The 24,394-nt window shown below is 50.5% G+C and carries 25 protein-coding genes and 2 pseudogenes; 3 read left to right on the top strand and 24 right to left on the bottom strand.

Annotation, left to right across the window (positions count from 1 at the left end):
- From DW082_RS12130 to DW082_RS12040, 19 genes are all read right to left on the bottom strand, one after another.
- Window positions 1-1,316, bottom strand: a 1,316-nt coding sequence (locus tag DW082_RS12130) for an ATP-dependent endonuclease (protein ID WP_118458832.1), incomplete at its 3' end; no start/stop codon positions are given.
- 161 nt (window positions 1,317-1,477) lie between these two features.
- Window positions 1,478-2,005 carry a glycoside hydrolase family protein gene (locus DW082_RS12125; protein ID WP_002560969.1) on the bottom strand — a complete coding sequence of 176 codons (528 nt, stop codon included), beginning with the start codon at window positions 2,003-2,005 and terminating at the stop codon, window positions 1,478-1,480.
- Window positions 2,002-2,505, bottom strand: coding sequence for a DUF3872 domain-containing protein (locus DW082_RS12120; protein ID WP_002560970.1), 504 nt, complete (start codon window positions 2,503-2,505; stop codon window positions 2,002-2,004). The genes DW082_RS12125 and DW082_RS12120 overlap by 4 nt, the downstream gene beginning before the upstream one ends.
- Complete coding sequence (locus DW082_RS12115) at window positions 2,502-3,404, bottom strand: toprim domain-containing protein (protein ID WP_002560971.1); 903 nt, start codon at window positions 3,402-3,404, stop codon at window positions 2,502-2,504. The genes DW082_RS12120 and DW082_RS12115 overlap by 4 nt, the downstream gene beginning before the upstream one ends.
- A gap of 7 nt (window positions 3,405-3,411) precedes the next feature.
- Entirely contained in the window at window positions 3,412-3,987 is a 576-nt protein-coding gene (locus DW082_RS12110) for a conjugal transfer protein TraO (protein WP_008764729.1), read from the bottom strand.
- Window positions 3,988-3,989: 2 nt separating this feature from the next.
- Complete coding sequence (gene traN / locus DW082_RS12105; RefSeq protein ID WP_002560973.1) at window positions 3,990-4,976, bottom strand: conjugative transposon protein TraN; 987 nt, start codon at window positions 4,974-4,976, stop codon at window positions 3,990-3,992.
- Between the two features lie 47 nt (window positions 4,977-5,023).
- Window positions 5,024-6,370, bottom strand: a complete 1,347-nt coding sequence (traM, locus tag DW082_RS12100; protein ID WP_002560974.1) for a conjugative transposon protein TraM — start codon at window positions 6,368-6,370, stop codon at window positions 5,024-5,026.
- Window positions 6,351-6,638 carry a TraL conjugative transposon family protein gene (locus DW082_RS12095; RefSeq protein ID WP_002560975.1) on the bottom strand — a complete coding sequence of 96 codons (288 nt, stop codon included), beginning with the start codon at window positions 6,636-6,638 and terminating at the stop codon, window positions 6,351-6,353. Before DW082_RS12095 ends, traM begins: the two co-directional genes overlap by 20 nt.
- 39 nt (window positions 6,639-6,677) lie before the next feature.
- On the bottom strand, window positions 6,678-7,301 hold the full coding sequence (gene traK / locus DW082_RS12090) for a conjugative transposon protein TraK (RefSeq protein WP_002560976.1): 624 nt from the start codon (window positions 7,299-7,301) through the stop codon (window positions 6,678-6,680).
- 31 nt (window positions 7,302-7,332) lie between these two features.
- Window positions 7,333-8,337 (bottom strand): conjugative transposon protein TraJ, encoded by a 1,005-nt coding sequence (gene traJ / locus DW082_RS12085; RefSeq protein ID WP_002560977.1) that lies wholly within the window; start codon window positions 8,335-8,337, stop codon window positions 7,333-7,335.
- 4 nt (window positions 8,338-8,341) lie between these two features.
- The gene (locus DW082_RS12080) at window positions 8,342-8,971 is read right to left on the bottom strand and encodes a DUF4141 domain-containing protein (RefSeq protein ID WP_002560978.1); all 630 of its coding nucleotides are present in this window, start codon (window positions 8,969-8,971) and stop codon (window positions 8,342-8,344) included.
- Window positions 8,972-8,994: 23 nt separating this feature from the next.
- Complete coding sequence (locus DW082_RS12075) at window positions 8,995-9,375, bottom strand: DUF3876 domain-containing protein (RefSeq protein WP_002560979.1); 381 nt, start codon at window positions 9,373-9,375, stop codon at window positions 8,995-8,997.
- Window positions 9,376-9,409: 34 nt separating this feature from the next.
- Window positions 9,410-11,914 carry a TraG family conjugative transposon ATPase gene (locus tag DW082_RS12070; protein ID WP_004356142.1) on the bottom strand — a complete coding sequence of 835 codons (2,505 nt, stop codon included), beginning with the start codon at window positions 11,912-11,914 and terminating at the stop codon, window positions 9,410-9,412.
- Window positions 11,911-12,243: a DUF4133 domain-containing protein gene (locus tag DW082_RS12065; protein WP_008764731.1), complete on the bottom strand. Its 333-nt coding sequence runs from the start codon at window positions 12,241-12,243 to the stop codon at window positions 11,911-11,913. The genes DW082_RS12070 and DW082_RS12065 overlap by 4 nt, the downstream gene beginning before the upstream one ends.
- Before the next feature lie 10 nt (window positions 12,244-12,253).
- A complete protein-coding gene (locus tag DW082_RS12060; RefSeq protein ID WP_002560983.1) occupies window positions 12,254-12,571 on the bottom strand; it encodes a DUF4134 domain-containing protein in 318 nt (105 codons plus the stop codon).
- A gap of 201 nt (window positions 12,572-12,772) precedes the next feature.
- Window positions 12,773-13,501 carry a hypothetical protein gene (locus DW082_RS12055; RefSeq protein WP_008764732.1) on the bottom strand — a complete coding sequence of 243 codons (729 nt, stop codon included), beginning with the start codon at window positions 13,499-13,501 and terminating at the stop codon, window positions 12,773-12,775.
- A 16-nt stretch (window positions 13,502-13,517) separates the two neighbouring features.
- Window positions 13,518-13,871: a DUF3408 domain-containing protein gene (locus DW082_RS12050; RefSeq protein ID WP_025880727.1), complete on the bottom strand. Its 354-nt coding sequence runs from the start codon at window positions 13,869-13,871 to the stop codon at window positions 13,518-13,520.
- Window positions 13,872-13,873: 2 nt separating this feature from the next.
- Window positions 13,874-14,314 carry a DUF3408 domain-containing protein gene (locus DW082_RS12045; protein ID WP_002560986.1) on the bottom strand — a complete coding sequence of 147 codons (441 nt, stop codon included), beginning with the start codon at window positions 14,312-14,314 and terminating at the stop codon, window positions 13,874-13,876.
- A gap of 2 nt (window positions 14,315-14,316) precedes the next feature.
- Window positions 14,317-15,078, bottom strand: coding sequence for a ParA family protein (locus DW082_RS12040; protein WP_002560987.1), 762 nt, complete (start codon window positions 15,076-15,078; stop codon window positions 14,317-14,319).
- A 709-nt stretch (window positions 15,079-15,787) separates the two neighbouring features.
- Here DW082_RS12040 and mobA point away from each other — a divergent pair.
- Genes mobA through mobC form a run of 3 tightly spaced genes read left to right on the top strand, consistent with a single transcriptional unit; the run spans window position 15,788 to window position 19,482 of the window.
- A complete protein-coding gene (gene mobA, locus DW082_RS12025; RefSeq protein ID WP_002560988.1) occupies window positions 15,788-16,216 on the top strand; it encodes a conjugal transfer protein MobA in 429 nt (142 codons plus the stop codon).
- Window positions 16,195-17,442 carry a conjugal transfer protein MobB gene (gene mobB / locus DW082_RS12020; protein ID WP_002560989.1) on the top strand — a complete coding sequence of 416 codons (1,248 nt, stop codon included), beginning with the start codon at window positions 16,195-16,197 and terminating at the stop codon, window positions 17,440-17,442. The genes mobA and mobB overlap by 22 nt, the downstream gene beginning before the upstream one ends.
- A gap of 30 nt (window positions 17,443-17,472) precedes the next feature.
- Window positions 17,473-19,482 (top strand): conjugal transfer protein MobC, encoded by a 2,010-nt coding sequence (gene mobC / locus DW082_RS12015; protein ID WP_002560990.1) that lies wholly within the window; start codon window positions 17,473-17,475, stop codon window positions 19,480-19,482.
- A 41-nt stretch (window positions 19,483-19,523) separates the two neighbouring features.
- Here the strand turns inward: mobC and DW082_RS12010 are convergent, their stop codons facing one another.
- From DW082_RS12010 to DW082_RS11990, 5 genes and pseudogenes are all read right to left on the bottom strand, one after another.
- The gene (locus DW082_RS12010) at window positions 19,524-20,090 is read right to left on the bottom strand and encodes a hypothetical protein (RefSeq protein WP_002560991.1); all 567 of its coding nucleotides are present in this window, start codon (window positions 20,088-20,090) and stop codon (window positions 19,524-19,526) included.
- A gap of 16 nt (window positions 20,091-20,106) precedes the next feature.
- Window positions 20,107-21,270: a GNAT family N-acetyltransferase gene (locus tag DW082_RS12005; RefSeq protein WP_002560992.1), complete on the bottom strand. Its 1,164-nt coding sequence runs from the start codon at window positions 21,268-21,270 to the stop codon at window positions 20,107-20,109.
- Between the two features lie 9 nt (window positions 21,271-21,279).
- Entirely contained in the window at window positions 21,280-22,731 is a 1,452-nt protein-coding gene (locus DW082_RS12000; RefSeq protein WP_002560993.1) for an ATP-binding protein, read from the bottom strand.
- A 140-nt stretch (window positions 22,732-22,871) separates the two neighbouring features.
- Window positions 22,872-23,473, bottom strand: a pseudogene (locus DW082_RS11995) (RteC domain-containing protein).
- A gap of 237 nt (window positions 23,474-23,710) precedes the next feature.
- Window positions 23,711-24,134: pseudogene (locus DW082_RS11990) on the bottom strand (dihydrofolate reductase family protein).
- Window positions 24,135-24,394 lie beyond the last annotated feature (260 nt).

Here is a 24,394-nt window from a genome sequence, read left to right as displayed (position 1 = left end):
GCCTTGTCGTCATTCTTTTTGATTAAACTATCCACCACTTCTTTTAGTGATTTAACTTTGAAAAAACGGTCACCTATTTCCTTGAAAAAATCAGCATCTTTATTTACAATAATTTTTTCATGTAGGTATTTTTCCAAACTATGTATTGGCAGAAAATTTATTGTTAAATTAGTATATAATCCCTTTTGCTTATATAGTTGTTCAAAATCCGGTTTTACATCACCATCAAGAACACTTAATACTTTTGTTCCAACCCCTGCTAAATTTGACTTACAAATATCATCTTGCATTTTTAACACATTCTCCCAACCACCACTTGGTAGAATATTAATCAATTTACTTTTATACAAGGCATTTTCATCAATTATATTCTCCAATATATATTTAGCCAACACATCCTCTACTAAAATAAGAAAATCGTATCCCGAATGTTGATAAATATCTCGTGTTGCATATGATGGATAACATGGATTTACAATAGCGATATTATCCAACTCCTTTTGTAAATGAAAAATATTTGAAGGCTTTATTTTCCTAAGTAATTCTATTGAATGACTTGAAAAATATATAGCAAGATTATACTCTGTAGCCAATTTTTGCAAAAAATCAACTAACCTCATGATTGCAGATGGATGCAATGCTAATTCAATTTCATCTATCAATATAAGCCGTACATCTTCAGACTTTGCAGGGCGAACAATGACAACATTCAACATATGCAATAAGCTAATCAACATATTTTCTCCTGCACTCATACAAAACTGATTAACTATTCCATTAGTTCCTTCAATGAAATATGGAATTCCTTTGAACGCTTTAAGTTGTGCTAATGTTCTATTTTTAATGCGTTTAAGATTTGTATAGAAATCATAATTTCCATGCAAAATATAACTTAAATTGCGCGAAACAAACGAATCTGCATCAGTTAAAATTGTATTATTAACTCTTTCAGCTTTTAGTAATGTATCATAATTTGCATCTATAAAACGCATTCCATGTATTATGCTACCTTCATAAAAACCTTTTAGAGATATTATATCAGTTGAACTACAACTCCATCCTCTACTGGCTTTTGTCCAAGAATTTTCTTTTCCATCATAGGATATTGTGATTTTACTATTAGATGAATAATCATGAGGTTGAAAAACATTGAATGCAGAGTTACGTACAACCTTAGAAATGACTGTCATGATAGTACTTTTGCCTGTTCCATTAGCTCCAGTTATAGCATAAAGTCCTGTTTCTATTGGTAGATTTAACTCAATATTATTGATGTTCTTTAATTGTTCTATTTTTATATTTAATTTATTATTCATAATTGTTCTGTCTTTGGACGCAAAATTAGGCATTTTATACTGAATGACAAAATGTTATCATAAAATAATACAACTAAAGTAATATTGAGGTGATACATAATTACCCCTGCTCTTGAATTATAAAACAGAGGTAATTATTTTTTTTACGAATTTTGCATCAATCACGGGATATACAGCAGCGCAAACTCCACCTTTCTCCGTGTGAGCAGCATGGCATGGCGTTTTCCCTTGTAACTGCAAAAAGCAATATATTCATGGTAGATGTTCCTGTCGCCAGCCTCCAACTTCTTTATCAAGGTGCTTTTGGGGATTGTCTTGCTACCCAAAAGCCGGTATGGACCCACGTTGTAGGCAAGCGTGGCGAGTAAAAGGCTGTCTTTCCCGAACTGCCGGAACATCGCGCAGAACTTCCGCAAGTCTTTCCGCAGAAGCACGTCCGCCTGCCGCTTCGTCATGGTTCGTGCCGAATATCTTTCGTCCGGCAGAATTTTGTGACCCCAACCCACGTATGGGTGGTGTTTTTCCGAGTGCCAGCCCTCAAAATATTTCGTGCAGCACACCGCCCTCTCGAAAAGTGGCAAACGGTAGATTGCCGCCTGCCCGTCCATTCCCTCTCGGCGGCTGATCCGTGCGGACACGGAACAGACCGCCATAAGCGAACAGAGCATTACCATGAATACACGCATCATTTCAGCAAGGGGCTGAAGTTGCCGATGGGAACGATGGTCAAACCGTCATCCTTTACATTCCGGTTGTTGAAGTCAAATTCCAGCTCGAAGGAGTTGCCGAAGTTGTCCTCCACCACCACAATAAAGTTGTGCGCCTCTTCGCCCTCCGCCGTGTAGTACAGGCGGAACTTTTCGTTCTCCAGCAGGTAGCGGTCGTTGGGCAGGAAGGTGATGCCGTTATCCATTTTCAACTTTCCTTCTCCCTCAAACTGAAAATAGCGGATGGTATAAAGCGTGTTAGCGAAGTCGCCCTCCTTTTTCAGTTCACAGCGGATTTCCACCGTCTGCCCCTTTGTCACCTTGTTCGGCACGGGCATGACCTCCACCGTGAAGGGATAGGACTGTTGGATGTCCATGTCGTCATCGCACGACACGAGGGTGAATGACACAGCGGCTATCAGGCATAACGCCACCACCTTAAAGATGTTTGTACTCTTGTTTCTGTTGTTCAGTATGTTCATTGTTCTTCGATTTTTAGATGATTGTTTTTCTGTTTTTTCGTTGTCCGTTGCAGGTACTCATTCAAGTCCTTGCAACCGTCATAGAGGGAGGAACGGTCGGCGACACGCGCCCCATACCGTTTGGCAAGAGCGTCAAGCGTCCGCCGTCCGGCTTCGTCACGGTCAAGGAAGCATCCGATGCGCCCGTAGCCGTCCAGCAATTCCGCCGCCTTCTCCACGTTGGCGACAGAGTTCAGAACAAGGCAGTCAGCGTTACCGGTTACGCCAAGCGTCACAGCGGAGAGAAAGTCCATGAAGCCCTCAAACACGAGGCACTCGTCAGCCGGGATTTCCTTCGTCCTTGCCAAAGACACATCTTTTGGCGGGATGCACCCCTTGAAAAATCGGCTTCGGACTTCATATCCACCTGCCATATTCAGGAAACCGACAGCAAAATACCGTTTTCCACGCACACTGTAGTTCAGACGGCAACAGTGACGGGATGTGATGGCGATGGGTATGCCACGTTCCGCCAGATAGTCCGTCAACGGTGAGCGAAGTAACGGAGCGACCTCCACATCCTCAAAGACGGGTTCGGTCGGCTTCGGGAGATAGGCGGGCTTTTCCCATCCGGCAACCGTCATATTGGCGGCTTCCGCTATGAACTTCGCTTGCTTCATGAAGTCATCGCTTTGCAGAAACTCCCCGGCAAGCGTGAAGATGTCGCCGCCCTTGCCCAAACCGAAGTCGTACCAGAGCTGTTTCGCCACGTTCACACGGAAAGAGGGTGTGCGCTCGCCCCTGTACGGGGCAAGATACCACAGCTCGTTACTGCTCCTTCTAACAGGCTCATGCCCCAGCCGTGCGAGAAAATCCGTAAGCGGCATCCTTCTGACAGCATCTATTTCCGTCCTTTCCATGCCCGTGTCAGTTGATGATGAACTTGATACCGACCCCGAACTGCGTGTGAAACTTCCGCGTGTCGCCACCCCAAAGGCAACGCTCCCGCAGATTGGCAAGCAGGGCTATACGGTCTGCCACGTAGCATTCCACATCGAGCGTCAGCGCGCCGCCGTAGATGAAGGCGTCCCGGTCGTGCAGCGTAGAACCGTCATGCAGCACCTTCGTTCCCCAGTTCACCGACTCATATCCGGCAAGAGCCGAAGCCCCGGCATAGACGAACACGATTTTTCGAGCGTCCGACAGTATCTTGAAGTAATAGCCGCCCTCCGCCGTGAACTGCGCCACGGGTATCTTGGTGTTCTTGTAAGGATTGTTTTTCAGGAGGTATTCGCCACCGAACACCCACTTGTTTCCCCTCTTCGTGTAGGTGGAAAGAGACGCCCCGAAACTGTAGCCGCCGTCCTTGCCACCGGGATTGAAACCGTCCGCCATGTCCGCCCTTACCTCGATGCCATGCATCTTCGGCAGACACCGCTGGGCGTGCGCCTGCCCCGTGAAAAGGGCAAGCGACGCGATGATTATTGCGATGTATTTTCTCATGGTCAGCGCACTTGAAGTTCGTTAATGGTGCTGGCTCGTACCAAATCCTCGTTCTCAATCACGAAGGACTGGTGACGGCCGCCGTTCTTCTCGTTCAGCTCCACCACGAGGCACTTGTCGTCGGGGATGGTGAACTTCGCCATCGTGAAGACCGTGCGCTCACTTTTTTTGCCCGGCACGAGAGTGGCGTAGTTCTGCGCACGGAGCGGCAGAATGATCTGCTCCTGCACGGCGGTACGTTTCGCCACCTTCTTGTCCACGATTTTCCAAGTGATGTAGTCCACATCGAAAGGCACGTTGCTCTGGTTCTTTATCTCCGTGTGGAAGTAGAGTAAGCCGTTGTGCGTGTAGATGCCTTTCAACAGGTATTGGATGCCGAAACGCTTGCAGCCGATATGCTTCACCTCGCGCTTGTTCTGTTTGTGGATGGACTTCATGATAAGGCGCACCAGCATCGGGCTTTCGCTGCCCAGCTCTTTCAGATAGATTTCCTGCGCATTGTTCGGGCGGTTCACCGTACTGCCGTCATGGATGAAATCGCACATCTCCACGTTGAGTAACAGCGGTTCGGCGGCGTACTTCACGTTGAAGGTGTAGAAACTGCCGTCCTCCGTGATGACGGACATATTCGTTTCGTTGGGAAAATTTCTCACGGTAGCCTTCACGCGGATGACGTTCTCCGCTCCGTCGGCTTTCCCGGCAATCAGGTCGGGCGAGCCTAAATCGACATAGCGCACCTCCGCCGGAAAAATGACGTGGACGGTCTTGTCATAGGTCACTTCCAGTCCGTGCGGCGGTATCATGCGGTCGAAGGTCAGCTTGCGCGACAGACCGTGATACAGGTCGCCGTCCGCCTCCTTCTGCGGATAGACCTCCTTCGTCAAGGTCGGCTGTTCACTTCCTTTGGTCGTTTCAACGGTTACATTCTCCTGCGCGTTGGCAGTTGCGATGCCCATAGCGAGGGCAAACATGATGATTACTTTTCTCATTACTTTTGGATTTTAGTGGTAAATGTTTTTTTGATTGATTGTTGTTTTCAGTCCTTTTCCTGATAGAGCATGACCCTGTACCCGGCTTTCAGATGCACCTTTACGGTTCGCATCTTCTTGGCGATGTACTGGCTCGTGCCTTGTATCAGCCCCTTGCCCAAATCGGAGGCGAGCTGCGCCCCGGCATTGGTGGAGATGTTGATGCTGCTCCCTAACGAGCCGCCCATGTTGGCGGCGACCTCCCTGACGGCGTTCATCTCCATCGAGTTCGGGATGAAGATACCGGGCTGTCCGTCCGTGTCATAGACCGCAAGCTCCACCGGGATAATCGTGCCATCGTATTCCAGCGAGGTGACCTCGATGTCGAGCCGCTCACCCTGTATCTTGCCCGTGCCGACCACCACTGCATTGCGTGGGATTGTTCTGCCCGCCACCGCCATAGGCTCCAGCAGGCGCAACCTTACCGTCTGTCCGTCCGTCACGCTCTGCGCACCATGCACACATGCCGGGATGGTATTCCGGTCCGATACCTCTGTAGTGCCGACAGCCGTGTTGAACCCCCGGTTGCGCTCCTGCGAGAAGGTGGCGACAAACTCCGCGTTGCTCATGGGCTGTGCAAGGGAGGAAACGACTTGGCGGGTCACTTGCCTTACGGGTGTCGCCGTGTTCTTCTTTCCCTTCTGCACGGTGGAAGGCTCTGCCGCCTGTTCCGGCTTTCCTCCGTTCTGACCGCCCATGTACTTTGCCGCCAGCTCATAGGACTTCTCCATAAGTGCCACCTGTTCGTCCATAGATGAAGTCCTGCCCTTCTCGCTTTCCAGTTCCGACTCCAGCGAGGCGATGCGCTCCAACAGCTCATCCATCTCGGCATTGTCGTTCTTCGGCTGTTCGTAGAAGTTGCCGAGGGTGGCGTTCAGGTCACGGTAGGCGGCTGCGGAGGATTGGATGGTCTGCGGCGTGGCGGGCTGTGCCTTTTCCTCTTTGCCGCCCGGATTGGCGAGGTCGAAGTCCGTCCCGTCCTCCGTTCCAGCTATCTCGCGGTCGAACATGTCGCCCAGCTGCCCGATGGCACGGTTGCGGCTCTCCAGACGCTCTTCCATCTCCCCATGCTCGTAGGCTTTCAACTTGTCGCCGATAATCTGCCGGTTCGCCTTGTCCGCGTCGGGCATCTCGGTGTTGTATCCGTCTGTTCCCGGCTGTTGCTCCTTGCCGGAGGACGGGGCGAATATCAGCCACATCGCCCCGATGAACACCAGCACCATAGCGGGCAGGACTATCATCTTCTGCCGTTTCAGCCGCTGCGCCTCGGTCAGCGGTTCGCGCCCCTTTTTCGGCTTTCCCGTGTCGGGAGCGGCTTTGTTCTCTTTCGTCGGTTCATTCTTCGTCTGTTCCATATAAATAAGGTGTTAAGTGATTGTCAGTTTCCACCGGGGTCGGCAGTTCCACCCGTCCGGCGTGTCCCGTTTCCATGCGTAAGCCGTCGTTCCTGCCGATGTCATAGACGGCTCTGCCGAAGGTGTAGAGGGCAAGCACCGCGAAGGCGGCGAGCATCCCCAGTACGATGCGGCGGCGTGTTTCCGGCGGCAAACCGTCCAGATACCCTTTGAGCCTTGCCACCAGCCGTTTCCGTTTGTCGTGGAGCTTCCAGTACACGCCCCACATTGTTTTTCTGATACTTTTTACTTTCCGTTTCATAATCCGTTACCGTTTGATAGTCTGTAAATCCTTATTCTCGATGATGGTGAAACCCTCGATGGTGAAGCCGTTGGGATTGTCGTCCGACCGTGATGCGTTCAGCAGGCGGCAGGTGGTCACGAGGCTGCGCTCGGTGACGTTGCTTTGCCGGATGATTTTCTGCGTGGCGTAGGTCACGGCTCGGTAGGGATAGGCGTTGAAGTCACACACCACGCTGTCCACCTTCAACACTTGGTTGATGTTTCCGGCGATGATGCGGTTGTAGTACCCCTTCTCGGCGAAGTCCGAATAATAGTGGTACACGCTCTTGTCTGCCAGCAGCAAGGCACGTTTTACGTTGTGTTCAATCGCGCTTTTTTCAGGTGACAGCGTGAAGAAAAGCTCGTGGAAGCGGCGCACATGCTCCCGTGCCTCCGCTGGACGGTTCTGCGACAGATCCTGCGACAGCGCAAGCATCAGCGACTTGCCGTTGTCCAACACATAGATTTTCTCCCGTTGCTTCTCCGCGAAACGGTAGGAGTTCCACACGCTCCACACCGTCACCACGGTGCACAGCGAGAGGAAGACGATACCGAACAGGCGTATCTGCCTGAACGATGATTCGATGTTTTTAAGTGACTTAAATTCCATTGTTGTTTATTCGTTTTTAATTGTCAGTTGATTATTTCAGCAGTTTCCCGGCACGTCCGACCACGTTTCCTGCGGCTGCACCCGCCACGCTGCCCGCCATGCTTCCGGCTCGTCCCGCCATCTGGTTCACGTTGCGACCGTAACCGCCCATGCCTCCGGCTTGGATAATCCAGCCGGCAACGGTGGGAATGGTGAAGTATCCGATGATGCCGATGCAGAGGAACACGATATACACCCCGTCGCTCGAATCCAGCGAGAAGTTCGGGTCTGCCTGCATCCGCTCGATGTCGCTTTGCAGCATCAGCACCTGTATCTTCGCCAGTATGGTGCTGAACATGTCCGACACCGGAAGCCACAGATAGACCTGTATGTAGCGGCATATCCACTGCGTGAGCGTGCTTTGGAAACCGTCCCATACCGACAGGGCGAAGGCTATCGGACCGAGTATCGCCAGCACCACGAGAAAGAAGGTGCGGACGGTGTCTATCACGAGGGCGGCGGCTTGGAACAGCAGTTCCAGTATCTCGCGGAAGAAGTCGCGGATACTCTTCTTCATGTTGTACATTCCCCGGTCGATATACATTCCCGCCATCGTCACCATGTCGGAGGGCGACCAGCCGAGTTCCTCCAGTTGCTTGTCAAATTCCTCGTTGGACACGAGGTAGGCGGTTTCGGGGTTGCGTACCATCGCCTCGTATTCCAGCTTGTCCTTCTGCTCCCGGTATCGGTTCATGTCCAGCGTTTCCGCCTCCAGCATCTTTGCCGTGCCCTGTACGACGGGTGAGAGGATGCTGTTTATCGTGCCCAGCACCACAGTCGGGAAGAACATGATGCACAGACCGATGGCAAAAGGACGGAGCATCGGGAATACGTCTATCGGTTCGGCTCTCGCCAGCGACTGCCATACCCGGTAGGCGACGTAGAACAGCGCACCCAGCCCGGCGATGCCTTTCGCCACACCCGCCATGTCCCCACATAGCGGCATCATCTGCTCATAAAGTGAGCGTAAAATCTGATGAAGGTTATCGAACTCCATAGGCTTACCAGTATCTTTCGTTCATGTTCCCGTACAGCCCCATGATGCGGTCGAGGTCGTTCTTTTTCTTCGCACGCAGATAACTCACGGAGATGTTCTTGTTGGTGTAATAGCTCACAAGGTTGCGGTAACGCTTCATTTTGGAGTAGCAGCGTTCCACCACGTCCATGCGCTCCTTGTCGGTCATGGAGAGCGTGGTGATGTTCACCACATTCTTCAGTTCCGTCAATACTTCGTTGCTCTCTTCCAGCAGTTTCGTGTAACCGAAAGCGATTGCCGACAGCTCTTCTGGTCTGAAATTTCCATCACGGAGCATCCTTTGGAAACTGTTTACATAAATGTCGGTGATGTCGCCTACCATCAGGATGGTCTGCTGCACCTTGCGGGCGTCCTTGACGAGATTGTTCACCGATTTGAGGGCATCGTAATACTTTTTGCCCTGCTGATAGATTTTCACCGTTTCCTGAAAGTTGCTCACCATGTTCGTGGCAGTCTTGGAGGTATGGATGATGTTTTTGGAGGCATTGATGATACCCTGCGCCAGATTGCCCGGATCGCTTACGACCCACTGTGCGCTTGCCCTGCCTGCGAAAAGCAGGCACAGGCAGATAATCATTGTTATTCTTGTTCTCATGTTACTTTGGATTTTAGTGGTTGTTATTCTTCTGTCGGGTGTCCCGGCTGCGGTTTCACCCGCACATAGTCGCCGCCCGGCGAGAAGGTCAGCACGTCCGTTGCCTCGTTGTAGGACACGTCGATGCGGAAGCCGGTGTTCATGAACAGGTTGTCGTTTTCCTCCTGCAAGAGATAGGTTTCCGGTTTCAGCTTGCGGCGCAGACCGCTCCGGCGGAACACCGTCACCTTGTAGGCTTCGCCCTCCTTGTAGATAAGCACATCGGGCTTCCCCTCCACGCTCTCCCAGTTCCCGCACAGCATATCACGGCGGTTATCGACCACATCGCAGGATTGCAGCATCATGACCGCCAATCCGATCAGGCACTTGCTGACTTGCAGCATTTTAACTTTTGATAAATTCATACGCATTTCTTGTTTTTAGCTGATGATTAAATGATTAACTTTTGGTTCTCCGCTTCTCGGCAAGTTGCCGGATGGCGGCTTCGATGTCGCCGCCCAACTTCTCCGCCAGACGGTAAACCTCCACTTTCTCCGTTTCCTCGGTGGTGTACGCCAGATATTCTTCTGCACTGACCTCGGTGGCATAGACCGCCGATTGTGTGCCACCCAAGCCTATCCACACCTCCTTGTAGAGCCGTGAAGGGTTGTTCGCCATGTTGATGGAGAGTATCTGCCCTTTCTCCTTTTCCGTCAGTCCGAGCAACGCCTGTATCTGGTCGAACTTGTTCATGTACTTGCGCTGGTCGAGAAGTATCTTGCAGTCGGAGTTGTTGATGATGCTCTCCTTGACCACGGGAGAGGAAATGATGTCGTCCACCTCCTGCGTCACCACGATTGCCTCGCCGTAATATTTTCTGACCGTCTTGTACATATAGCGCAGATATTCAGCCATGTTCGCTGAAGAGAGAGCCTTCCAAGCCTCTTCCACAATAAGCTGTTTCCGTACCCCTTTTAGTCGCCGCATCTTGTTGATGAAGGCTTCCATGATGATGATGGTCACGACGGGGAACAGTTCGCGGTTTTCCTTAATCGAATCTATCTCGAAGACAATGAACCGCTTGCCGAGCAGGTCGATGTTCTCCGTGGAGTTGAGCAGGAAGTCGTAGCGTCCGCCCCGGTAATACTGCCGCATGGTGGTGAGCATGTTGTCGATGTTGAAGTCGGACTTCTCCACCTTGATGTCACGCTGTGCCAGTTCCTTGCGGTAGTCGTCACGCATATACTCGTAGAAGGTGTTGAACGACGGCACGATGCTACGGTCGGATTGGATGCGCTCAATATAGGCACTCACGGCACTGCCCAGCTCGCCGCTCTCCGTCTTTGTCACCTTGTCGTCCTCCGACTTCCAGAGCGTCAGCAGCAGGGTCTTGATGCTGTCCTTCTTCTCCACGTCGAAGATGTAATCGTCGGTGTAGAACGGGTTGAACGATATGGGCTTCTCTTCCGTGTAGGTGAAATACACGCCGTCCGCTCCGCCTGTCTTGCGTCGGATCATGCCGCACAAGCCCTGATAGGAGTTTCCCGTGTCCACCAATACCACATGTGCGCCTTGCTCATAATATTGGCGCACGAGGTGGTTCATGAAGAAAGACTTGCCGCTGCCCGAAGGACCCAGCACGAACTTGTTGCGGTTGGTCGTGATACCCCGCTTCATGGGCAGGTCGGAGATGTCAAGGTGCAGCGGTTTTCCCGTGAGCCTGTCCACCATCTTGATGCCGAAGGGCGAGAGCGAGTTGCGGTAGTTGGTTTCCTCTGTGAACAGGCACACCGCCTGTTCGATGAAGGTGTGGAAACTCTCTTCCGCCGGGAAGTCCGCCGCATTGCCGGGTATCGCCGCCCAGTAGAGTGTCGGGCAGTCGATGGTGTTGTGGCGCGGCACGCATTCCATGCTTGCCAACTGGCTGCCCACGTCGTTCTTGATATGCTTCAGTTCCTCCGCATCGTCGCTCCACGCCATGACGTTGAAGTGTGCCCGTACCGAGGTCAGTCCGTAGGAATGGGCTTCGTTCAGGTATTGGTCTATCCACTCGCGGTTGATGCTGTTGCTCCTTGAATAGCGAGATAGCGACTGCATGTTACGGGCGGACTTCTCGAACTTATGCAAGGTTTCCTCACTGTTGTCTATCAGCACATACTGGTTGTAGATATGGTTGCAGGAGAGCAGAAGCCCCACCGGGGAGGCGAATGACAGTCGGCAGTCACTCCGGTCGGTGGAGAGCTTCTCGTAACGGGTGTCGGTAGCCACCTTGCCCGGCAGGTCTTCCGCGTCGGAGAGGGTGTGCAGACACAGGCGGTTGTCGCCGATGCGCATCTCCCTTGCCGAAAGCTCGATGTCCTGCAAGGTGGTGTCACCTTCCGACATGAGCGAGAAGTAGCGTTCAATAAGTCCCGTATTTCCCTCAGTACCCACAATCTCATCGGTGGAGAGGCGGCGCAGCCTGACAAGCCCGCTGTCGTTCATGATGCGCTCGAACTGTTCGCAGGCTTCCAAGAACTTGGTCGTGGTTTCCCTGTCCAGCTCCTTCGGGATGATATGTCCCCGGCACAGCGTGCTGAAATTGCTCTGCATCCGGTTACGCTCCTTTGTTGTCTTGGTCAGGTAGAGGTAGCAGGTGTGTTTCAGGTACGGACGCTCGTTGAAGTGACGCTCGAAAGAGCGGCTTAAAAAGCTCATGTCGTCCTTCTGAAGCTCCGGTTTGTAGCGTTCCTTGATGAACCAGTCCTGTTTGTGGACGACGGAGTAGTCCGGCAGCACCTTGATAGCCTTGCACCAGCAACTGTGTATCGCCTCGTACTCCGCACCCGTCACGGTGTAAAGTTCCGGCAGTTCCACCTCGAAAGCCACCGTGATGTCGGCGTCCTTTGAGATGATGCAGCCATGCTCCACCGCTAAAAGTGGGAACCTGTTTTCCAGTGTTGTCATTTTCGATGTATTCCTCATTGTCTTTCTTCCTTTCGTTGTCGTTTGAACAGACGGGGTATCCGCCGCCGGTTGATAAGGTATCGGGGATGGCTCCGTGCCGCTCCTAATTTCATCAGCCCGTGTTCGCCGTACCGGGCGTTCAGCGCGAAGGTCTGCCATACAAGGAGGGAGGACGATGCCGCGCCGAAGCCGATACATATCCACTGGTCGATACCGACCATGTAGAGGATGACGAACAGGACGAAGAGAGCCAGCAGACCTCCGCAGAAGATGAAGAGGTACTGTGCCTTCAAGCCCTTGAACTCTACCGGACGGCCGATACCCTTGTTGATTGGGTATTCAGCCATACATTATTTATTAAAGGAAGAATGAGCGCAGGATGGTGGCGGCAACAATCAGGAAGATGCACGCGCCGAACCACGAGGCGGCTGTCTTGCTGGTGTCGGGGTCGCCCGATGAAAACTTGCCGTACACTTTTACGCCCCCGATAAGCCCGACGACTGCACCGATGGCGTATATCAGTTTAGTTCCGGGGTCGAAATAAGAACTCACCATAGAGGTGGCTTCGTTGATGCCCGCGATGCCGTTTCCCTGCGCGAAAGCGGAGGCGGTTGCGGCGATGACAAGTGCCGCGGAGAGGATTGCTTTTCTGTTTTTCAAGATGTTCTTGTTCATAAACTGTTCTTGTTTTTTGCCGTCAAAAGGGTGGATGGTCCTTTGTCGGGCGGTTGATACTTTGTTTCTTTACTTTGGTTTTAGTGGATGCCCGTTTGTTTCCACGGACGTGGGCGTGTCCGTTGCGGATAGGGATGCGCCTTGCGTTTCCTCGCCGCGTGGGTTGATGTCATTCTTTCATGTTCATTTCTTTTATTGTTGTCATACATAGTTGCGAATGTCGAACTCCTCGATGTTGTCCGGCACGACGAACTCCTTTTCAGGTTTCTTCAGCCGAATCTCGATAAGCCCCTTGATGCGGATGCCTATCTCCGAAGAGCCTTCCATCATTTTCTCGTACAACTCCGTGCCCTCCATGTCGGTGAACACCTTCGCCGCCTTTTCACGTTCCGCCTGTGTCGCGTCCGGGTTCTTGGCGGTCTTGCAGGCGTCGTCAATCTCGTCAAAGCTGCTGCCCGAAGCCCGTGGCGTGTCCGAGGCGTCCTCTTCCGGTTCGTCGTCCCCGTATCCCAGTTCCTCCGGCGGTATGCTCGTGAAGGTCTCATCGAGTTTTTCCTCCGGAACTTGTGCCGGGCGGGATGCGTTTCCCGTTTTTCCGTCGTCAAAAGTAGCCTCTTCCTCCGACAGCTCAATGCCTTTTTCCATAGTGGCGGCTTCTTGCGTCGGTATGGCAGCGGTTGTCCGGGTGGATGCCATCCTGAAACGGCTCTTGCCGATGATGTCCGCCTTTTCCGCAGGGACTTCCTCGTGTGCCGCTATGCGTTTAGCCTCATTCCCGTCCAGTGACCGCCATAATCCGACAATGCCCTTGAAGAAGCGGACAATCCGCGTGTCCATGATGCGCTCGTAAAGGAGCAGGAACAGGAACCAGAGGTTGCAGCCGACCGATACCGCCAGCAGAATGTCTGTCATGCTGATTGTGTAATTCATATCCTTCCGTTTTTGGTTAGAATACTGAATTATAATTTCGGGCATAAAGGCTCTTTATCGCATCCTCGCACTGGTTGAAGTGATGCGTCAGCACATGGTCGATGTAAGCGGACAGCATAAGCCGGTCATGCCCGATTACACGGGTGATACACATGATACGCTCGTGGTACTCCGGGCGCACATACGCCATCTTCCCCTCACGTGCCTTTACTTCCGAGTCACGGATGAACAGACGTTCATAGTCCTTCTCGCAGCATTTGCCGCTTACCGGGACAGGCGACAGGATTTCCACACTCGCCTGCACTTGGGCAAACATACCTCCGCAGTCTTGCTGTGGTCTTTTTTCATTCGGTGTCATTTCTTTTTCCATTTTCAAATCAGATCTTCACGTTGTTTCTTGTACAGTTCGTTGATTCTCTCCTTGTGCTGTTCCAGATGTTGGCGCAGCACGGTATCCACATAGCCGCCCACCGAGATTTCACCTCCGGCGATGTCGTTCACGATTCTGAGGATTTTGCCGTGGACATCGCGGCTGATATAGACACACTGGCGGGTCTTTATCTCGTTGCGGCGCAGGAACAGCTCGTTATAGTCCTCATCCTGCCTTTTCCGGCGGCCACTTTCCCTCTGCGCTTTTTCCCGTGTTACTGGTTGCACAGGAGGTGGTTCCGGTGCGGCGGTGTCCTCTTCGGTCGGTGCAGCTGCGGGTACTTCCTGTGCGGGGCGCAGTGTCCCGTCCTGTGTGCGCCGCCCGATGGAAGCTAACAGCAGTTCCTCGTCGATGCCTTCCGTGTTCACTTTCCTGCTGCCCATGCTCACTGCGGTCTGATGATGTCGCTTATCTCTTCGGAAAACTCCCGGATGCCACTCCCTTTCAGCAGTGCCGTGTCCATCGGGAAGATGGTGGAGCGGAAAACGCTCTTGCGCTCTTCCGAAAGGTCACGGCGGAACTTCTTGCTGTCGGGCAAGCGGGTGGAAAGTACCGGAAAGCCCATTTCGGCTATCACTTCCTCGTAGATGCCGTACAGGTCGTTCCTCTCCCTGCCGTCCACCATCGTCCAAAACAGATAAAGCCCCTTTGTTTTCGCCTGTCCGGTAGTCATCAGCCTGTCGCGGAACATTGTGACGAATTTCAGGGTACTCTCCACAACAAAGCGGTCGGCACTCAGCGGAGTGAAGATGTAGTCCATCTGCGAGAGCGTCTTTATCACGCCGTTACTACGGAGTGTGCCGGGCATGTCGAAGAACACCACGTCGGGTTTCACGTCCTCAGTGGCAATCATCCTCTCGGCATCGTCGAGGGCGTTCACCGCATTGCTCTTGACGATGGTGTAGGCGTTCTTTTTCATCCGGCGGAAATGGTCGCAAGCGAGAGCCTTGAAGTAGGTGCTGCTGTCGATAAGCCCCATTTCGTGTTCGCGCAGCCCGTGGATGCTGTGCTGCGGGTCGTCGCAGTCCACGACGGCGACATTGTAGCCTTTCACGTTGTGCAGGTAGCTGGCGGCAAGTGCCGTGACAGTGGATTTGCCGATGCCACCTTTCTGTGTTGCGAATGCAACGAAGATTTCCTTACTCATAGTTCCATTTATTTTAATTGTTGAAGATTTCTTTTTCTATTTATATGCGGATTTGGTTGCTACATTATCCGCTTCAGTGAACAGACACATGGGCGGGTCATCGCGTATCCGGTTCTGTGGTGAAGCGGTGCGGCGAACAAGTGATGAATGACGACACTGCGTCATGAAGTCATTGAATCTGTACTTCACCAGATTGTCGGATAACCGGGGTTCCGACGGTTCGGGTATCCGCTTCGGCAAGTATCCGCCGAAGCGATTGTCCGGGTATTTGAATGTTCCTTTTCTCATATTTTCAAATCGTTCGTTTCTTGAATCATGCTGCAAATAAACAAGTATATTTTGGAACCTGTATCACTTCTCCGGCAAGTGGCAGCACGTTGCGCCGGTTGGCAGTCATTGACCGGGTCAAGCATCTGTCCAATACAGCTTTAAGGGCGTAACTTTGCCCCCCGGACAGCAGGGTTCGCCGATGGTGCGCGGCCCGGAGTCCTGAAAGGTATCTTCCCATCCGTCCCCTGACGGATTTTTATGTTCACCTGAACATAGCAAGGTATGTTTTCAGCCGCTCAAAATATTTTGAGCATCCCGGAAAACGCCTTGCCCTTGCAGGGGGCGGGCTTTCCCTCCGAAGTCGGAAAGCCTTTCAGAACTGCGGTGCTGTGATCCGAAGCGGCGGCTTATGCCGTCAATCCGCTAAATCCAAAGTAATATGAAAGAGAAAAGGAAAAGCAAAGCAGGGAGAAATCCCAAACTTGATCCGGCGGTGTACCGTTACACCGTCCGTTTCAACGAGGAGGAACACAATCGTTTCCTCGCCATGTTCGGAAAATCGGGTGTCTATGCACGGTCGGTTTTCCTCAAAGCGCACTTCTTCGGACAGCCGTTCAAGGTGCTGAAGGTGGACAAGACGCTGGTGGACTATTACACCAAGCTATCGGATTTTCATGCGCAGTTCCGCGCCGTGGGTACGAATTACAACCAAGTCGTGAAGGAACTGAGGCTGCATTTTTCAGAGAAAAAGGCGATGGCGTTGCTCTACAAATTAGAGCAACACACCGTCGAACTCGTGAAACTGAGCCGCCGGATTGTGGAACTTTCAAGGGAAATGGAGGCGAAATGGTCGCAAAAATCAGTGTAGGAAACTCGTTGTACGGCGCGATTGCCTATAACGGGGAGAAGATTAACGAGGCGCAGGGGCGGTTGCTTACGACCAACCGCATCTACAATGACGGTTCGGGAAAGGTGGACATCAACAAGGCGATGGAGGGTTTTCTCACCTTCATGCCGCCACAGATGAAGGTGGAGAAGCCGGTGGTGCATATTTCGCTCAACCCACATCCGGAGGATGTGTTGACCGATGCGGAATTGCAGGATATAGCCCGCGAGTATCTGGAAAAACTCGGTTTCGGCAACCAGCCTTATCTTGTTTTCAAGCACGAGGACATCGACCGCCACCACCTGCACATCGTGACGGTGCGGGTGGACGATAACGGGAAATGTATCAGCGACAAGAACAACTACTATCGTAGCAAACAAATCACCCGTGAGCTGGAGAAGAAATACGGGCTGCACGGCGCGGAGCGCAGGAACCGCCGGCTTGACACGCCGCTAAGCAAGGTGGACGCATCGGCAGGTGATGTGAAGAAGCAGGTGGCTGGCACTGTGAAGGCTCTGAACGGGCAGTACCGTTTTCAGACGATGGGCGAATACCGTGCGCTCCTTTCCTTATATAATATGACGGTGGAGGAAGCGAGAGGCAACGTGCGCGGACGGGAGTATCACGGGCTGGTTTATTCCGTCACGGACGACAAGGGTAACAAGGTGGGCAACCCGTTCAAGTCCTCGCTTTTCGGGAAGTCCGCAGGTTATGAAGCCGTACAGAGAAAATTTATCCGTTCCAAATCAGAGATTAAGGACAGGAAGCTCGCCGACATGACGAAACGCACCGTTCTTTCCGTGCTGCAAGGCACTTATGACAAGGACAAATTTGTATCCCAACTCAAAGAGAAGGGCATCGACACCGTACTGCGCTACACGGATGAAGGGCGTATCTATGGAGCGACGTTTATCGACCACCGCACAGGATGTGTACTGAACGGCTCTCGCATGGGCAAGGAGCTTTCGGCGAATGCCTTGCAGGAACACTTCACCCTGCCATACGCCGGACAACCGCCGATACCGTTATCCATCCCTATGGATGCTGCGGACAAGGCATACGGACAGACCGCATACGACCGTGAAGACGTATCGGGCGGAATGGGCTTGCTCACTCCCGAAGGTCCGGCGGTAGATGCTGAGGAAAAGGCTTTCATCCGGGCGATGAAGCGCAAAAAGAAGAAAAAGCGCAAGGGCTTGGGTTTGTAATCGGAGTATCAACAATTAAAAAATCAATGTATGTCACAACAAGAAGACGATTTGAGGGCATTGGCGAAAATCATGGATTTTCTGCGTGCCGTGAGTATTATTTTAGTGGTTATGAACGTGTACTGGTTCTGTTACGAAGTCATCCGGCTGTGGGGCGTGAACATCGGTGTGGTGGACAGAATCCTTCTGAACTTCGACCGCACGGCGGGGCTGTTCCATTCCATACTGTACACAAAGCTGTTTGCCGTCCTGCTGCTTGCCCTGTCCTGTCTGGGTACAAAGGGGGTCAAGGGAGAGAAAATCACTTGGGGAAGAATATGGACGGCACTCGCCGCCGGGTCCGTGCTGTTTTTCCTAAACTGGTGGATACTGGCTCTGCCGCTTCCGATTGAGGCGGTGATGGGGCTGTATGTCCTTACCATCGGTACGGGCTATGTCTGCCTGTTGATGGGAGGTCTGTGGATGAGCCGTCTGTTGAAACACAATTTGATGGAGGATGTTTTCAACAACGAGAACGAGAGTTTCATGCAGGAAACAAGACTCATCGAAAGCGAGTATTCGGTCAATTTGCCGACACGCTTCTATTACAAAAAGCGTTGGAACAACGGTTGGATCAATGTGGTGAATCCCTTCCGTGCGTCCATCGTGTTGGGTACGCCGGGCAGCGGCAAGTCATACGCCGTGGTAAACAATTTTATCAAGCAACAGATTGAAAAGGGCTTCTTGATGTACGTGTATGACTTCAAATTCAGCGACTTGTCCACCATTGCCTACAATCATCTGCTGAACCACCCTGACGGCTACAAGGTGAAGCCGAAGTTCTATGTGATCAACTTCGACGACCCGCGACGCTCTCATCGGTGCAATCCCATTCACCCGGATTTTATGGAAGATATTACGGACGCCTACGAGAGTGCCTATACAATAATGCTCAACCTCAATAAAACGTGGGTGCAAAAGCAGGGTGACTTCTTTGTGGAATCACCTATCATTTTGTTCGCCAGTATTATATGGTATCTTAAAATCTATCAGAACGGGAAATATTGCACGTTTCCCCATGCCATCGAATTTTTGAACCGCCGCTACGAGGATATTTTTCCGATACTGACTTCCTATCCCGAACTGGAGAACTACCTTTCCCCGTTCATGGATGCGTGGCTCGGAGGGGCTGCGGAGCAGCTCATGGGGCAGATAGCGTCGGCAAAAATTCCGCTTTCGAGGATGATTTCACCGCAGCTCTATTGGGTGATGTCGGACAGCGAGTTTACGCTGGACATCAACAATCCCGAAGAGCCGAAAATCCTATGCGTGGGCAACAATCCCGACCGTCAGAATATCTACGGGGCGGCTCTCGGATTGTATAACTCCCGCATCGTGAAGCTCATCAATAAGAAGGGGATGCTGAAGTCGTCGGTCATCATAGACGAGCTGCCGACGATATATTTCAAAGGGTTGGACAATCTTATAGCTACCGCCCGAAGCAACAAGGTTGCCGTGTGTCTGGGATTTCAGGATTTCAGCCAGCTGGTGCGCGACTACGGTGATAAGGAGGCGAAAGTGGTGATGAATACGGTCGGTAACATTTTCTCCGGGCAGGTGGTAGGTGAAACGGCAAAGACACTATCGGAACGATTCGGTAAGGTGTTGCAGAAACGGCAGTCTATCTCCATCAACCGGCAGGATGTTTCCACCTCCATTAACACGCAGATGGACGCGCTTATCCCGCCCAGCAAGATTTCCGGTTTGACGCAGGGAATGTTTGTCGGTTCGGTGTCCGACAACTTCAACGAGCGTATCGAACAGAAGATTTTCCACTGCGAGATTGTGGTGGATGCCGATAAGGTAAAACGGGAGGAAAGTGCCTACAAGAAAATCCCCGTTATTACCGATTTCACTGACGCAGACGGCAACGACCGCATGAAGGAAACGGTGCAGGCAAATTACCGGCGCATCAAGGAGGAGGTGAAGCAGATTGTTCAGGAGGAATTGGAGCGCATCGCGGGCGATGACAACCTGAAGCATCTGTTGCAGCAGAAGTAACCTATTAAAATAAGGGAGGATAGCTAAAATCCTCCCTTATTTTAATATTCCTCCAAAAGTTTATTTTGACGTAAATCTTCAATGTAACATGCTAAGTTACTTGAAACTTTATTAAATACTTTATCAAGATATGGGATGATATTTTCCAAATTCAATTCCAACTCTAACGGGAAACTATGATATTGATGTAAAAACCTTGTGATGTCATTTCTTTCTGAAACAGATAAAAGCAAAAATGGATTACTGTTTTTATAATATACCATTGCTGAAAGATGAATAAAAGCGCATCCTAATTTATAAACAAAAAAAGGCCAGCCATAAAATTTATCAGCTAAATCCACCATTTGTTTATCGGTCACGACTTTCTTTGTATTGGGATAAGACCATTTTATTCCCTCCAAAGTTTGGTTTATAAAATGCTCTCTAAGGTTTAAGTCGCTAATTGACAACAAAAACATAACTCTTACCATAGAATCTAATTCTTGACGCAGAATAGATATTACCTGCCCATATAATTGTTGTTGCAACAAAATATTTATAGCGCAAGAATGTTCTCCTGACCTTTGAGTAACTATATCGCAAAATAAATTAATATTATTTGTTTTCATTGTTGAGTGATTTCGCTTATAAGATATAGGATTTACTATTGGTTGCCACATATATCTGATGCGGCATTTCTTTTTCGTTGTATATTATTGTATGGTTGTCGCACAAGGTCATTCCCAGCCTTTCAACCACACGGATGGATGCCACGTTTTCCGGTCGGATACTGCAACAGACAGTTTTCAGTTCCAGCTCTCCAAAGGCGTATTCCAAACACGCGCGGGCGGCTTCCGTACCGTAACCGTTATGCCAGTATGTGTTATCGAGTATATAGCCAAGCTCGACAGTCTCGTTCCCGTTTAGGGTACTATTCATCAGACCGGCTTGTCCTATCAATGCGCCGCTTTCTTTCAGTATGACGGCAAAATATCCGAACCCGTCCTTGCGGTATCGGATGAGTTGCCTGTTTATCCATTTGCGCACGTCCTTTTTGGTAAAGCCGTGTTCCCAAGCGTACATGACTTCCGGCTTTCCCATTATGGCAAGGAGTGCGTCCATATCCTTACGGGTTATCCTGCGGATAAGCAGCCGTTCCGTTTCCATGACGACCAGCGATGCGGAATAGGTCTTTATCTCAAATCCGTCCTCTTTCCATTCCTTCACAAGCCTGTTGATCGTTTCTTCCACCAGACTGTCATAAGCGGCATCGGGAATAACCTTTATAAAAAAGGTGTCACGGGTTTCTTTCATGACCCATTCGTTGATGTCTTTCAGTTCCTTGCCTTCGGGAATGTAATTCTTGTGTATCATGAACTCGTTGATGTTGTCCGCCAACAATTCTTCCAACTGATAACGGATGTCATCCTCCAGTTCGGCAAATGGTATGGTTTCCTCTTCATAGATGCCTTCTATTAAAACATCATCCTCTTCCATATCCTCGTCCGGTGTCTGATTGCCCCGTTTCATGTCCAACATATCCTGCGCGAACTGCCCGGATTCCTTGTCCTTGTACTTCTTGGCATATTTTTCCAGCAGTTCCCAGTCCTGACGGCTCATCGGGCATTTGAAAACGGCTCGTTCCACCTCGTTACAGCGCACCATGTCCGCCTTCACATCATCGGGAAGCGACCGGCATTCCTTGCAGATATGCCGCGAGTGTCCTTTGCCGCTGAATTGCTCGTTGGCTTTGTACTCGCTACAAATCCGACAGTAATGCCCCTGTTGTTTCTTCTTTTTCGCCACCATACCCCGTTATTATATCAACAGTTCTTTTCCTTTATCGGTAAGACGATATTTCTGCCGGGGATGTTTCGGATTTTCCGGGTAAATAGGCTCTACCAAATTCTGCCTTATGGCTGGATACAGATATAGTTCTAAAAAATTACTTTTGTCCTTTAATCCTATCACACACATAATCTCTTTGGTTGAAAGTGTCTGTGTGCCGATTGCAGACAACACCTTTTCCACCTGTGGGGTAACTGTGGGGTGACTGTGGGGTAACTGTCGGGTAATTGTCGGGTCGTGCCCCACAGTTTTTCGGGTATAGCGGAAAATAACCCATACACTATTTCCATCTGTATGAAACTCCGGATCGGGAATGCCGACACGCCGGCATTCGCTTATCATAAGCCCGATGCCTCGTCCCCAGCTTTCCAGAACCTCGCTTTTATACAGAACATTCGCAATAATCAGGTTTTGAGGTTCTGAATTATGCCCGCTCAATAACTTTTCCATTGTTATATCCGGCGGAAAAGTTCCACTGTTCTCAATCTCCACACGGTCATCATAGATGGCAATTCCTACCGAACTGCCGGGACGGTGGTATGAGCGGTGGCAAAGGGCATTTGTGCAGCATTCCCTCAATGCCTTGTAAGGAATCTCAAGCTCTTCCTCCCGATACAAGCCTTCAACTTTGCCCGAAAGGGAAAGATGCTTGAAAAAGAACGACATTGCAGTGTCCAGCAGTGTGTAGATATTGCCAGTGGTACGCTGATTGTCTATAAACTCGTCTTTTGTAGTTCCTTTGAAACGCGCCAACCGAAGCAGGCACTGGGGATAGAAGTAAAAATCACGACCGAACAAGACTGCGGAAGCATTATTCAGTTTTCCGTCATGTAACAGGTTGAATTTTTCGAGTATGGTCGGCAAATCCTCCCTTATGGTGGCTTCGGGTAGGCGACCGCACCGGATGCCTCCACGTACCGCTCCCATAATGGCATGTTCATCAAGGTCAGTAACTTTGATGTCGGGATTCGTCATCGCCTCCCAAGCGTATTTCCCACCTCGCTGCATAAGCAGTTGGTTATATACGTCTTGCGGCATGGAGGATGTCACGCTCTCCAATCGAAGATAAGCCCGTCCCTTATAGGAGAACGGACGCATATAACGTTGGCTGTCCGCAGACAAGGCTATCACACTCTTGTCTGTATTTTGGATACTGATATACGAAACTTCGAGTGTGGCAAATGGTTCAAAACGCCGGATGGCTTCCGCAATATCACGCTTCGTCTTGTCGCTCACTTCCTGCCCGATGATCTTTCCTTTGTCGGTCACACCGAACAACACCGTGCCACCTTCGCTGTTAAGGAAAGCGCAGAGCGTTTCCATGCCGCGCTCCAACTGCCCGGTGGTTTCCTTGAACTCCACCTGCCCGTTTTCCTTTTCGGCTATCAGTTGTTTTACTATATCGAGGTTGTCTATGTTCATATTCAATTCGTAACAATTGTACAAAGATAGCGTTTTTCGCTGAAATTCGGGGCAATAGCGCGCCGAAAACGCCCTTTTTCGTATAGATTTTACTCAAACGGGAGAACAGCATGATACCATTCTCCCGCTTATACCTGATTTTATCTTCTCATACGTTCCAGCTCTTCATCGCGCAGCATTCTCTCGTTCAGTTTCTCCTGCATCTTGTCGAGGAAATAGGTACGGCTTTCGTTTTTCCGACGTTTGATGTCGGTATAGAAGCGGTAGCAATCCTTCGACTCAATACCGAATATCTTGTAGAGAATCGGGGCGAGCTGTTTTAGCGGCATATTGCCGTTGTTGATACAGCCCATCTCGTCTATGCCGTAGATAAGTTCCACGAGGTCGATGGCGTTGCCCGTCCAAAGAAGGCTGGCGGTGGTTTCTGTTGCGTTGTTGGCGGATATTAGTGGTGGCACTTGGGGCGTGGCAAGGAATTTCTGCATCTTTCTTACGAAAGACAGAGCCTTGCTGACGTAGGCGGCAATCTCTCTTCTTTCTTCTGACAGATTACGCACCGGATGGTGCTGCAACTCGATTTCGATGTAGGCAAGCGCGATGACGGTAAGGTTCATGTCCATGCCGCCGTTGCACAGTTCTATTACTTGGGTGGCGAAAGCGTGTATGCTTTTTCCATATTGCAGTCTCCGGCTTCGTTTATCCGGCGGAAGAACTCGGTTTCCGCCAATAAAAAATAATTCATGTCCTGTCAATTTTGAAATTTTACACTCTGTTTTCGGTATGCGCACATGAATATAATTGGCAAAAAACGCGGCAGAAAACAAAAAATCCAACGCTCAATTTTACAAAGTGTTGTATTTCAGTGGTATAAAATTCAATATTTTTTCACAGGGACAAATTATCTCCGACTTAAATTGTTTGTAATCAGACATTTATTCTATTCTTGAAAATAAAAATGTATGCTTGCCGCACATTTTGGCTATCTTGCTTTTTTATCAAGGATGTAGATAATGCGGCATACACCGTTGGGAAAACTTTTCAAAGAGGAAAGCGTCCAGTGTTGCTCTGGCAGAGCCGACTTAAAAAAAATGTCGTCCGCTTCCGGATATGAAAGGAACGGTGTATAGTATGATTTCATCCACAGCGTGCATACGCAGTAGTCCGTTTATATAGTCTGCCGTGTCCGGTGTGGCTTCCGCGAGGTAACGGATGTTTGTGCCGTCTTTTCTCCATTCGTGCAGCATTGAAATGGAATAGTCTGGTGTCACGCGGTAAAGGGCGTTCTTCCTGATTTCATCAAGACCGCAACGGTCAAGGCACAAATCCTGATGTGCTTTATAATATAACTCTGAAGAAAGACATCCGTCCATCGTCAGTACGGCGAGAATCTGAACTTTACCCATAATCGTTACCTTTCATTAGGCAAGGGCAAAAAAGTAGCGTGCAATTCACACTACCTTCAAGCGATGGCTCTGGTAAAGCCTTTACGGAGAGTACGTGAATGCACGCTATGCGTAAGCATAGCATAAGCATCACGCAATCGTCTCCGTAGTTCCAATTTACCAGATTTTCGCTTGAAACGCCTTGCGGTCTTATCCTATATGTTGGCGGCGAAAAGCTCCTGCCAATCGCCGTTTTTCTCAAATGTTATGCAAAGATAGCC

It is taken from the genome of Alistipes sp. AF48-12 (genome assembly GCF_003477565.1).
Classification (GTDB): Bacteria; Bacteroidota; Bacteroidia; order Bacteroidales; family Rikenellaceae; genus Alistipes_A; species Alistipes_A hominis.
The sequence above is the reverse complement of the archived record's forward strand: the minus strand, read 5'-3'. Positions and strand labels throughout refer to the sequence as shown.

Coding starts and splice junctions, on each gene's coding strand:
- DW082_RS12125 (WP_002560969.1), bottom strand. CDS start 2,005: ATGATGCGTGTATTCATGGTAATGCTCTGTTCGCTTATGGCGGTCTGT.
- DW082_RS12120 (WP_002560970.1), bottom strand. CDS start 2,505: ATGAACATACTGAACAACAGAAACAAGAGTACAAACATCTTTAAGGTG.
- DW082_RS12115 (WP_002560971.1), bottom strand. CDS start 3,404: ATGGAAAGGACGGAAATAGATGCTGTCAGAAGGATGCCGCTTACGGAT.
- DW082_RS12110 (WP_008764729.1), bottom strand. CDS start 3,987: ATGAGAAAATACATCGCAATAATCATCGCGTCGCTTGCCCTTTTCACG.
- traN (WP_002560973.1), bottom strand. CDS start 4,976: ATGAGAAAAGTAATCATCATGTTTGCCCTCGCTATGGGCATCGCAACT.
- traM (WP_002560974.1), bottom strand. CDS start 6,370: ATGGAACAGACGAAGAATGAACCGACGAAAGAGAACAAAGCCGCTCCC.
- DW082_RS12095 (WP_002560975.1), bottom strand. CDS start 6,638: ATGTGGGGCGTGTACTGGAAGCTCCACGACAAACGGAAACGGCTGGTG.
- traK (WP_002560976.1), bottom strand. CDS start 7,301: ATGGAATTTAAGTCACTTAAAAACATCGAATCATCGTTCAGGCAGATA.
- traJ (WP_002560977.1), bottom strand. CDS start 8,337: ATGGAGTTCGATAACCTTCATCAGATTTTACGCTCACTTTATGAGCAG.
- DW082_RS12080 (WP_002560978.1), bottom strand. CDS start 8,971: ATGAGAACAAGAATAACAATGATTATCTGCCTGTGCCTGCTTTTCGCA.
- DW082_RS12075 (WP_002560979.1), bottom strand. CDS start 9,375: ATGAATTTATCAAAAGTTAAAATGCTGCAAGTCAGCAAGTGCCTGATC.
- DW082_RS12070 (WP_004356142.1), bottom strand. CDS start 11,914: ATGAGGAATACATCGAAAATGACAACACTGGAAAACAGGTTCCCACTT.
- DW082_RS12065 (WP_008764731.1), bottom strand. CDS start 12,243: ATGGCTGAATACCCAATCAACAAGGGTATCGGCCGTCCGGTAGAGTTC.
- DW082_RS12060 (WP_002560983.1), bottom strand. CDS start 12,571: ATGAACAAGAACATCTTGAAAAACAGAAAAGCAATCCTCTCCGCGGCA.
- DW082_RS12055 (WP_008764732.1), bottom strand. CDS start 13,501: ATGAATTACACAATCAGCATGACAGACATTCTGCTGGCGGTATCGGTC.
- DW082_RS12050 (WP_025880727.1), bottom strand. CDS start 13,871: ATGGAAAAAGAAATGACACCGAATGAAAAAAGACCACAGCAAGACTGC.
- DW082_RS12045 (WP_002560986.1), bottom strand. CDS start 14,314: ATGGGCAGCAGGAAAGTGAACACGGAAGGCATCGACGAGGAACTGCTG.
- DW082_RS12040 (WP_002560987.1), bottom strand. CDS start 15,078: ATGAGTAAGGAAATCTTCGTTGCATTCGCAACACAGAAAGGTGGCATC.
- mobA (WP_002560988.1), top strand. CDS start 15,788: ATGAAAGAGAAAAGGAAAAGCAAAGCAGGGAGAAATCCCAAACTTGAT.
- mobB (WP_002560989.1), top strand. CDS start 16,195: ATGGTCGCAAAAATCAGTGTAGGAAACTCGTTGTACGGCGCGATTGCC.
- mobC (WP_002560990.1), top strand. CDS start 17,473: ATGTCACAACAAGAAGACGATTTGAGGGCATTGGCGAAAATCATGGAT.
- DW082_RS12010 (WP_002560991.1), bottom strand. CDS start 20,090: ATGAAAACAAATAATATTAATTTATTTTGCGATATAGTTACTCAAAGG.
- DW082_RS12005 (WP_002560992.1), bottom strand. CDS start 21,270: ATGGTGGCGAAAAAGAAGAAACAACAGGGGCATTACTGTCGGATTTGT.
- DW082_RS12000 (WP_002560993.1), bottom strand. CDS start 22,731: ATGAACATAGACAACCTCGATATAGTAAAACAACTGATAGCCGAAAAG.